10 protein-coding genes and 1 pseudogene are annotated in these 7,883 nt (G+C 69.8%); 7 read left to right on the top strand and 4 right to left on the bottom strand.

Annotated features, from left to right (window positions below; genetic code table 11):
* Nucleotides 1-1,014, top strand: a 1,014-nt coding sequence (locus ROTAS13_RS15290; protein WP_139323384.1) for an ABC transporter permease subunit, incomplete at its 5' end; no start/stop codon positions are given.
* 110 nt (nucleotides 1,015-1,124) lie between these two features.
* Nucleotides 1,125-1,406, top strand: coding sequence for a hypothetical protein (locus tag ROTAS13_RS15285; RefSeq protein WP_019462322.1), 282 nt, complete (start codon nucleotides 1,125-1,127; stop codon nucleotides 1,404-1,406).
* Nucleotides 1,407-1,529: 123 nt separating this feature from the next.
* Here the strand turns inward: ROTAS13_RS15285 and ROTAS13_RS15280 are convergent, their stop codons facing one another.
* From ROTAS13_RS15280 to ROTAS13_RS15270, 3 genes are all read right to left on the bottom strand, one after another.
* Nucleotides 1,530-2,006 carry a GNAT family N-acetyltransferase gene (locus tag ROTAS13_RS15280; protein ID WP_075822764.1) on the bottom strand — a complete coding sequence of 159 codons (477 nt, stop codon included), beginning with the start codon at nucleotides 2,004-2,006 and terminating at the stop codon, nucleotides 1,530-1,532.
* A gap of 129 nt (nucleotides 2,007-2,135) precedes the next feature.
* The gene (locus ROTAS13_RS15275) at nucleotides 2,136-2,537 is read right to left on the bottom strand and encodes a hypothetical protein (RefSeq protein WP_252571431.1); all 402 of its coding nucleotides are present in this window, start codon (nucleotides 2,535-2,537) and stop codon (nucleotides 2,136-2,138) included.
* Nucleotides 2,538-2,747: 210 nt separating this feature from the next.
* On the bottom strand, nucleotides 2,748-3,695 hold the full coding sequence (locus ROTAS13_RS15270) for a LysR family transcriptional regulator (RefSeq protein ID WP_083755557.1): 948 nt from the start codon (nucleotides 3,693-3,695) through the stop codon (nucleotides 2,748-2,750).
* 153 nt (nucleotides 3,696-3,848) lie between these two features.
* Between ROTAS13_RS15270 and ROTAS13_RS15265 the strand changes: the two genes are divergently transcribed.
* Together ROTAS13_RS15265 and ROTAS13_RS15260 are read left to right on the top strand one after the other, a co-directional pair.
* Nucleotides 3,849-4,406, top strand: coding sequence for a chromate transporter (locus tag ROTAS13_RS15265; protein WP_075822765.1), 558 nt, complete (start codon nucleotides 3,849-3,851; stop codon nucleotides 4,404-4,406).
* Nucleotides 4,403-4,933: a chromate transporter gene (locus ROTAS13_RS15260; RefSeq protein ID WP_019462317.1), complete on the top strand. Its 531-nt coding sequence runs from the start codon at nucleotides 4,403-4,405 to the stop codon at nucleotides 4,931-4,933. Before ROTAS13_RS15265 ends, ROTAS13_RS15260 begins: the two co-directional genes overlap by 4 nt.
* 42 nt (nucleotides 4,934-4,975) lie before the next feature.
* Here the strand turns inward: ROTAS13_RS15260 and ROTAS13_RS15255 are convergent, their stop codons facing one another.
* The gene (locus ROTAS13_RS15255) at nucleotides 4,976-5,422 is read right to left on the bottom strand and encodes an NUDIX hydrolase (RefSeq protein ID WP_019462316.1); all 447 of its coding nucleotides are present in this window, start codon (nucleotides 5,420-5,422) and stop codon (nucleotides 4,976-4,978) included.
* A 260-nt stretch (nucleotides 5,423-5,682) separates the two neighbouring features.
* Between ROTAS13_RS15255 and ROTAS13_RS15250 the strand changes: the two genes are divergently transcribed.
* The 3 genes and pseudogenes from ROTAS13_RS15250 to ROTAS13_RS15240 all read left to right on the top strand — a co-directional run.
* Nucleotides 5,683-6,339 carry a DUF47 domain-containing protein gene (locus ROTAS13_RS15250; protein WP_075822761.1) on the top strand — a complete coding sequence of 219 codons (657 nt, stop codon included), beginning with the start codon at nucleotides 5,683-5,685 and terminating at the stop codon, nucleotides 6,337-6,339.
* Nucleotides 6,340-6,355: 16 nt separating this feature from the next.
* The gene (locus ROTAS13_RS15245; RefSeq protein WP_075822760.1) at nucleotides 6,356-7,363 is read left to right on the top strand and encodes an inorganic phosphate transporter; all 1,008 of its coding nucleotides are present in this window, start codon (nucleotides 6,356-6,358) and stop codon (nucleotides 7,361-7,363) included.
* Between the two features lie 226 nt (nucleotides 7,364-7,589).
* Nucleotides 7,590-7,883: pseudogene (locus tag ROTAS13_RS15240) on the top strand (amidohydrolase); the annotation flags it as partial.

Below are 7,883 nucleotides of genomic sequence, written 5' to 3'. Positions count from 1 at the left end.
GCCCTGCTGGGCATCCCGGCGCGTTGGATCACCCTGCCGATCCTGATCTGGCAGCGGCTGTCCGGCGCCGGCACCGGCGCGCTGGGGCAGTCGGCGGCGCTGTCGCTGCTGCTCGCCGCGCTGGCCGCGCCGGGGCTGTTGGCGCAGCGGGCGGCGATCCGGGCCGCGTCGCTGCCCTCCGGCAAGCCCTTCGAGCCCTTGCGGGCGGGGCAGGGGGCCCGGCTGGGCGTGGCGCTGCTGTGGCTGGGCCTCGTACTCGTCCTGCTGGTGCCGCTGCTGTCGCTGCTGGCGGCCTCGCTTGTGCCGGCCTTCGGCGTGCCGATCTCCGCCGGCACGGCCACGCTGCGCCACTGGGGCGCGGCCTTCGCGCCGGGCTCGCAGACCCTGGGCGCGCTGGGCAATTCCCTGCTCCTGTCGGCCCTGGCGGCGCTGATCCTGGCCCTGGCGGCGCTGCCGGTGGCGATCTCGCTGCGTGGCCGGGCGGTCCGCATCGGGGCGATCGGGACGGATCTCTCCTATGCCCTGCCGGGGGCCTGCACCGGCGTCGCGGCGCTGCTGCTGGTCCTCTCCACCCCCTTTGGCGGTTGGGCCTATGGCACGCTGGCGCTGATCCTCTTCGCCTATCTGGCGCGGTTCCAGGCCATGGCCCTGCGGCCCGCCGCCGCCGCCGCGGCACGGCTCGACCCGCTGCTGGACTTCGCGGCGCGCGGCATGGGGGCGGGGCTCTGGTCCCGCCTGCGTTCCGTCCACCTGCCGCCGCTGACACCGGGGCTGGCCGCGGGGGGGATTCTCGTGGCGCTTCAGGCGGTGAACGAGGTCACGATCTCCACCCTGCTCCACGGCCCGGGCACGCAGACCCTGGGCGTGCTGGTCTTCAACCTCCAGGATGGGGGCGACGGCCCGCAGGCGGCGGCGGTGTCGCTGGTGGCCCTGCTCCTGGTGGCGGGGTTGATGGCCCTGGCCAGCCTCTTCGCGCGTCGGTTGCCGGATGGCACCCTGCCGTGGCGGCCATGAGACAGGCGCCGGGAATTCCGCATCCAGGCTCTTGCAAGTGAATTGAGGCGGTTGCCGTTCAACCTTCAAGCGGCTTATGAGACCCCTCAGAGTTTCACCACGAGACAGCAATGAAGAAGATCGCCCTGGTTCTGCTGGTCGCCCTGGCCGGATGCTCCACCACGCCGAAGGCGCCGGAGGTGGTGGACCCGCTGGAGGCATACCGGCCCGCCTGCAAGGAGAAGTGGCAGACGCTCTACGCCATCGAGAAGTGCGCGCAGGCGGGCTACGATCAGGCACGCGGCATGCCGGCGGTCGGCGAGACCCCCACCGCCAGCGCCGAGCCGGAAGCCCCCGCCACCAAGGCCGCTGCCAAGACCACCACGGCGCGCGGCCGCAGCCAGCGCCACTAGGCGACCGGAACGGGGCTTGCCTCGGAGGGACGCTTCGGGCGCCCGCCCGGAACGAGTCCGGATGGATCGGCCGCCGCAGCTTTTCGTCCCGGAAGCGGATTCGCGCTTCCTGACGATGCCTTCCTACAGCGATCCGCCCTGGTCCTGCCGCTTGCGCAGGCCGCGGGACAGGGCCGGGCCTTCCTCAGTGAAGCCACTGTCGCGAAGGAAGGCCAAGCCAGCCGCGGCACCGGATGGTGGCGCGGCCTCCAACCGGTCGCAGCCCGCCTGCCGTGCGGCCTGAGCCCCGGCCTTGAGCAGAAGACGCCCGATGCCACGCCTGCGGTCCGCCTCCGCGACACGGAGGGCCGATATCCGCGCGACAGGCCGGTTGTCCCGCAGGGTGGAATGCCAGTGCAGGGCGATGACGCCAGCCAGGGGGCCATAATCGGCTGCGACCAGAACGGCGCTGGCAGGGTCGCGCAGGAGGCGTTCCAGCCGTTCCGACATCTGCAAGGGTGGAATCGGCGGTCCATCCCCCTGCAGGAGGATGGCCAGCTCAGTGGCATCGGCAGGCAGAGCGCCCCGGATCTCGACCCCGTAGCGACGTCCCGGACTCAAGCTGCTACCTTGCCTGGCCGGATCGGGTCATGCCCCGGTCCGCCGCGATGGCCGTCGCGCCAGGATCCGCGATTCCGTCGACCTTCGGGGCATGGGGAGCGAGGGGCCGTCCGCTCCCCGATGCCGACGTCAGTCCAGATCAGCCTGGGCCAGTACCAGCGCCTTGGGATTATCGCGATCGAGGCCGAGGCGGATCTCGAAGAGGCGCTCATGCGCCGCCACGAGGCTCTCCACACCCTTCCGTCGTTCCGGACCCGAATATTGACCGGATTTCAGCAGCGCCTTCTCCGTGATCCGAAGCAATTCCCAGGCGATTTCGACATCGCCCTGATCGCAGGCCTGATGAAAGGCCAGGAGAAGCTTGTCTGACAGTCGCCGACTATGCCGCATCATGACTGGGCGAGGCGATTTATCGAGCGCCATGCCGAACCTCGCTTTGGTGATGAGATCACTATGTCGTGCATTGGCGCTGCCTTCCAGGCCTGTTCTCAAGGAGACCGACGAATCGGCGCGAATGTAGCGGGACGGCAACGGTATGGTTGTGGGCCGCAGGCAAACCACCCGCCCCGTCAATGTCGTTTCATGCTCGATAAGTTGTTTTATGCATAAGAGTTTCAACTCATGGTTGCATAAGACCCACATGCCTGCATGAAGGCTGCCGCAGAATCAAGCCTGTGACAAAGTGGGCTTTTGTTTGCCGGGGGGCTGCCGGTCCAGGCGGGCGGAATGCGGGCCGGGTGCTCATTCGGCCTGCTTCCCGATGCCGCTGGGCGGGATGGCGTCCGTTCCCGCGCAGCGGATCTCCGCCAGGAAGCGGCACAAGGTTTCCGGCAGAGGGCCGGTGCGGTAGGCGAGGTGGATCGGCGCCACCAGTTCCGGCATCGGCTCCAGCGCGCGATAGGCCACGCCTTCCAGGTTCAGCCGGCGCATGGAGACGGGCACGACGGATATCCCGAGTCCCGCCGCGACGAGGCTCAGCGTGGAAAGCATGCGCGGCGCCTCCTGGCCGATGAAGGGGCTGAAGCCGGCGGCGCGGCAGGCGGAGAGGATGCCGTCATAGAGCCCCGCCCCGCTGTGGCGGCGATACAGGATGAAGGTCTCGTGCCGCAGGGCGGCAAGGGGCAGGAGTTGCCGGCCGCCGCGCCCATGGGGTGCCAGCGGATGGGCTGTGGGCAGGGCGGCCAGCATCCTTTCCTCCAGCACGGCCTCGGCCACCAGCCCAGGCAGGGACAGGCTCGGGGCGCGGATGAAGGCGGCATCGAGCCGCTCCGCTTCCAGCGCCTGGATCAGCTCCGACGAGCTGCTTTCCTCCAGCACCAGCGTCACCCCCGGGGAGGACTGGCGGAAGCTCCGCAGCACGGAGGGCACGAAGGGGTGGAAGGCAGCCGAGCCGGTGAAGCCGATGGCGATCCGCCCCCTTTCACCGGCGGCGATGCCCCGCACATGCGCCACCGCCTCGTCCATCCTCTGCAGGATGCCGCGCGCCTCGGCGAGGAAGGCCGCGCCGCTCTCGGTGAGTGCCATGCCGCGCGGCTGCCGCTGGAAGAGCGTGACGCCGAGTTGGCGTTCCAGCAGGCGGATCTGCTGGCTCAGCGGCGGCTGCCGGATGCCGAGGCGTTCCGCCGCCCGGGTGAGGTGGCCGAACTCCGCCACGGCGACGAAGTAGCGGAGCAGGCGCGTCTCTATCACTGTGCCATATCCTGAAGATATGTCCTGGGGCTGTTCCATCTATTAGACAGAATGAAGGATGGAGCGTAGCCCGTCACTTCCGGCTGGTGCGTGGAAGCGATGCGCCGAAGGACTGGCGCGATGGAGGTGGCGATGCGGATGGAGGTGGGCCCGATGCAAGGCGAACAGGTGGCAGGGCGGCACGATCCCGGCCGGGCGGAACTCTTCCTGGGCTTTCTCGGCCTGGGCATGACGGCCTTCGGCGGCGCCCTGCCGCTGGCACGGCACATGATCGTGCAGAAGCGCCGCTGGATGAGCGAGACGGAGTTCACCGAGCTGCTCGGCCTCTGCCAGTTCCTGCCCGGCGGCAATGTGGTGAACCTGTCGGTGGCGGTGGGCTACCGCTTCGGCGGCGTGACCGGCGCGCTGGCGGCGATCTCCGGCCTGCTCGCGGTGCCCACGCTGGTGGTGATCGCGCTGGGCGTGATCTACGACCGCTACCACGACGATCCCTCCGTGCGGCACTTCTTCGCCGGCCTGGCCGCCGCCGCCGCCGGGCTGCTGCTGGCCATGGGCATCCGCATCGCCCGGCCGCTGCTCCGCCGCCCCTGGCCGGCCCTGGTGGCGCTGGTCTGCGTCCTGGCCATCGCCGTCTTCCGCCTGCCCCTGCTGCCGACCATGATCGTGTTGACGCCGCTGGCCATCCTGGCCTCGCGCCGGAGCGCCGCATGACGCCGGTGCTGGTCTCCATCGCCCTGATCTTCGGGGAGCTGTCGCTGCTGGCCTTCGGCGGCGGCAACAGCATCCTGCCGGAGATGCAGCGGCGTGTGGTCGAGGTGCATCACTGGATGTCGGCGGAGGAGTTCAGTGCCCTCTTCGCGCTGGCGCAGGCGGCGCCGGGGCCGAACCTGATGGTGGTGCCGCTGGTCGGCTGGACCGTGGCGGGCTGGCCCGGGCTGGCGGTGGCGAGCGCCGCGAAGTTCATCCCGTCCTCGGCCCTGACCATCCTCGCCGTGCGCCTCTGGGACCGCAGCCGGGACCGGCCCTGGCGCCGCTGGGTGCAGGAGGGACTGCTGCCGATGACCTCCGGCCTGGTGGTGGCCAGCGGCATCGTGATCACGGAGGCCTCGGTACGGGGCATCGGCCTGGCGCTGATCGCCCTGGCCTGCACCGCGATCCCGCTGCGCTGGAAGGTGCACCCGCTCTGGCTGCTGTTCGGAGGCGCCCTGGCGGGGCTGGCAGGGCTCGGAGCCCTGTAGCATCCGCGGGAACCTTTGGGGCGCGCGCTGCGGCGAGGCGCCCTAGGCCGCGCTGTCCCGGGGCCGCGTCAGGCCCAGCAGGAGGGCGCTCAAACCCGCATCGCCCACCAGTTGCGCGGCGCCGGACAGGGTGAACCAGCGGGTCTCCCGCTCCCGCCGTTCCGGCCAGTCCTCGAGCTGCTTCTCCACCCGCATGGGAAAGACCTGCACCTGGCAAGGCAGTTCCCGGCCGCTCCGCAACCGCTTGCTGTAGCAGTAGGAGCCCAGGGCTTTGGCCTGGACCTCGCCGATCAGCCCGGCTTCCTCATAGGCTTCCTTGGCGGCGAGCTCGTGCGGCGCCACGCCCTTCTCGGCCCAGCCCTTGGGGATGATCCAGCGATGCGTCTCGCGGCTGGTGACCAGCATCACCATCGTCTCTCCCGCCTGTTCGGCGATGGGCAGGGCCGCGTACTGGCAACCTTGCCCCTTCTTCTTCATCTTCTGTGACATTGCACGAGGTGGTGTCCTTCACGCCCGTTTCCGGGTCGAATCTTTCACGGTCCCTGATCGAATCTCGAAAATGGGCACGAAAACGGAAGATTACAATGCGGCTCCCGGTCCGGCGCGTCCATCCCGCCGGCCGGGAAAGTCGCCAGCCGCAGTGTGGCCAGGACGCCATGTGACGGTTAGAAGACGCCTCCGCGGTCAGGCATTCCTGTCCTGGCCGCGCGTTCCTGGCCGCGAGCGGCGGCTTTTCAAAGGTTTGTCCGATGCTCGGCTGGTTCCGCCGCATGCTTCCGCGCGAGGAGCGATTCTTCGGCCTGTTCCAGCAGCATTCCGCCGCGATCGTGGTGGGCGCCACGGAACTGCGGGCCATGCTGCGGGGCGGCGAGGCGACGGCCACGCATTTCCCGGCCGTGCTGGCCGCCGAGGATCATGCCGATGCCGTGACGCGGGAGGTCGTGCAGGCGGTGCGGCGGACCTTCGTCACCCCCTTCGACCGCGGCGACATCCAGGCGCTGATCGGCGCCATGGACGATACGCTGGACCAGATGAAGAAGACGGCCAAGACGATCCGCTTCTTCGGCATGACCGAGTTCGGGCCGGAGATGGGCCGCATGGGCGACACCATCCTGCGCTGTGCCGAGCTGCTGCGCGACACCGTGCCGCTGCTGTCGGACATCACCGGCAACGCCGCCCGCATCAACGCGCTCTGCGAATCCATCCGGGCGGCGGAGGGCGAGGCGGACGACATCCACGACGAGGGCGTGACCGAGCTGTTCCGCCGTATCTCGGAGGAGAAGGCACCGGACGGGGCGATGCGCTTCATCGCGGTGCGCGAGGTCTTCGACCAGCTCGAACGGGTGGTCGATCTCTTCGACGACGCGGCGAATCAGGTCGAGAGCATCGTCATCGAGCACGTCTGAGCCGGGAGCCCTGCCCATGCCGGTCGAGACCCTCGCCCTGCCGCTGCTCGTCGGCCTGATCGCCGTCGCGCTGTTCTTCGATTTCCTGAATGGGCTGCACGACGCCGCCAACGCCATCGCCACCATCGTGGCGACGCGTGTGCTGCGGCCGCATCATGCCGTGGCCTGGGCGGCCTTCTTCAACTTCATCGCCTTCCTGTTCTTCGGCCTGCACGTGGCCAAGACCATCGGCACCGGCATCGTGGACGCGGAGATCGTGGATGCGCGGGTGATCTTCGGCGCGCTGGCCGGCGCCATCGCCTGGAACATCATCACCTGGTGGCGCGGCATCCCGTCCTCCTCCTCCCATGCGCTGGTCGGCGGCATCCTGGGGGCCGGCACGGTGAAGGCGGGGATCGGGGCGATCGTCTGGTCCGGCCTGGGCAAGACGGTCGCGGCCATCGTGCTCTCTCCGCTGCTGGGGCTGGTCCTGGCGCTGCTGCTGGTCTTCGCCGTGTCCTGGATCTTCGCGCGGTCCACCCCCTTCGCGGTGGACCGCTCCTTCCGGATCCTGCAGTTCTTCTCGGCCTCCGCCTATGCGCTCGGCCATGGCGGCAACGACGCGCAGAAGACCATGGGGATCATCGCCGTCCTGCTCTATTCCCAGGGGATGCTGGGCGGCGAGTTCCACGTGCCGCTCTGGGTCGTGCTGTCCTGCCATGCCGCCATCGCGCTGGGCACGCTGACGGGCGGCTGGCGCATCGTCCATACCATGGGCTCCCGCATCACCCGGCTGACCCCGGTGCAGGGCTTCTGCGCCGAGACCGGCGGCGCCATCACGCTCTTCATGGCCACGGGCTTCGGCGTGCCCGTCTCCACCACCCATACCATCACCGGCGCCATCGTCGGCGTCGGCTCGGCGCGTCGTGCCTCGGCGGTGCGCTGGGGGGTGGCCGGCAGCATCGTGGTGGCCTGGGTCGTCACGCTGCCCGCCTCGGCGGCGATCGCGGCGCTGGCCTACTGGGCGGTGGGCTTCCTCGGCTGAGGCGCTGGGCTGGCACGGCCGCCAGCCTCCGGAAGCCCCGCTGGCGGGATGTATCCATGGGGGCTCGGCCGGGTTCCGGCCCACGCGGGTTGGGCGCATAGTCCCGCCCCGCCACGGCCGGGCGGTCGTTCCGCGAGAGCCTTTCCCCCTGTGCCATGACGAGGGGACCGCCTTCCCGCACCGGCCGCCCCCGGAACCGGACCCGAAGCAGACAGGATTGTTTCCGATGCAGAACAGCGAAGAGATCTGGCGCCACGTCGAGAAGAAGCGCGACGACTATATCGGCCTGTCCGACCGGGTCTGGGGCATGCCGGAACTGGCCTATGGCGAGCACCGCTCGGTGGCGGAGCATATTGCCCAGCTGGAGAAGGAAGGCTTCCGCATCACGAAGGATGTCGCGGGCATCCCGACCGCGGTGATGGGCGAGGCGGGCGAGGGCGGGCCGGTGATCGCCATCCTGGGCGAGTACGACGCGCTGCCCGGGCTGAGCCAGGAGGCCGGCCTGGCCGAGCCGCGCCCG

Source organism: Roseomonas sp. TAS13 (genome assembly GCF_001950415.1).
GTDB lineage: Bacteria > Pseudomonadota > Alphaproteobacteria > Acetobacterales > Acetobacteraceae > Roseomonas > Roseomonas mucosa.
Note: the sequence above shows the minus strand (reverse complement) of the source record. Positions and strands in the feature narration are given on the sequence as shown.

Bases quoted from the DNA above. Each gene is read 5' to 3' on its own strand.
- ROTAS13_RS15285 (WP_019462322.1), top strand. From the start codon at position 1,125: ATGAAGAAGATCGCCCTGGTTCTGCTGGTCGCCCTGGCCGGATGCTCC.
- ROTAS13_RS15265 (WP_075822765.1), top strand. From the start codon at position 3,849: ATGCAAGGCGAACAGGTGGCAGGGCGGCACGATCCCGGCCGGGCGGAA.
- ROTAS13_RS15260 (WP_019462317.1), top strand. From the start codon at position 4,403: ATGACGCCGGTGCTGGTCTCCATCGCCCTGATCTTCGGGGAGCTGTCG.
- ROTAS13_RS15255 (WP_019462316.1), bottom strand. From the start codon at position 5,422: ATGTCACAGAAGATGAAGAAGAAGGGGCAAGGTTGCCAGTACGCGGCC.
- ROTAS13_RS15250 (WP_075822761.1), top strand. From the start codon at position 5,683: ATGCTCGGCTGGTTCCGCCGCATGCTTCCGCGCGAGGAGCGATTCTTC.
- ROTAS13_RS15245 (WP_075822760.1), top strand. From the start codon at position 6,356: ATGCCGGTCGAGACCCTCGCCCTGCCGCTGCTCGTCGGCCTGATCGCC.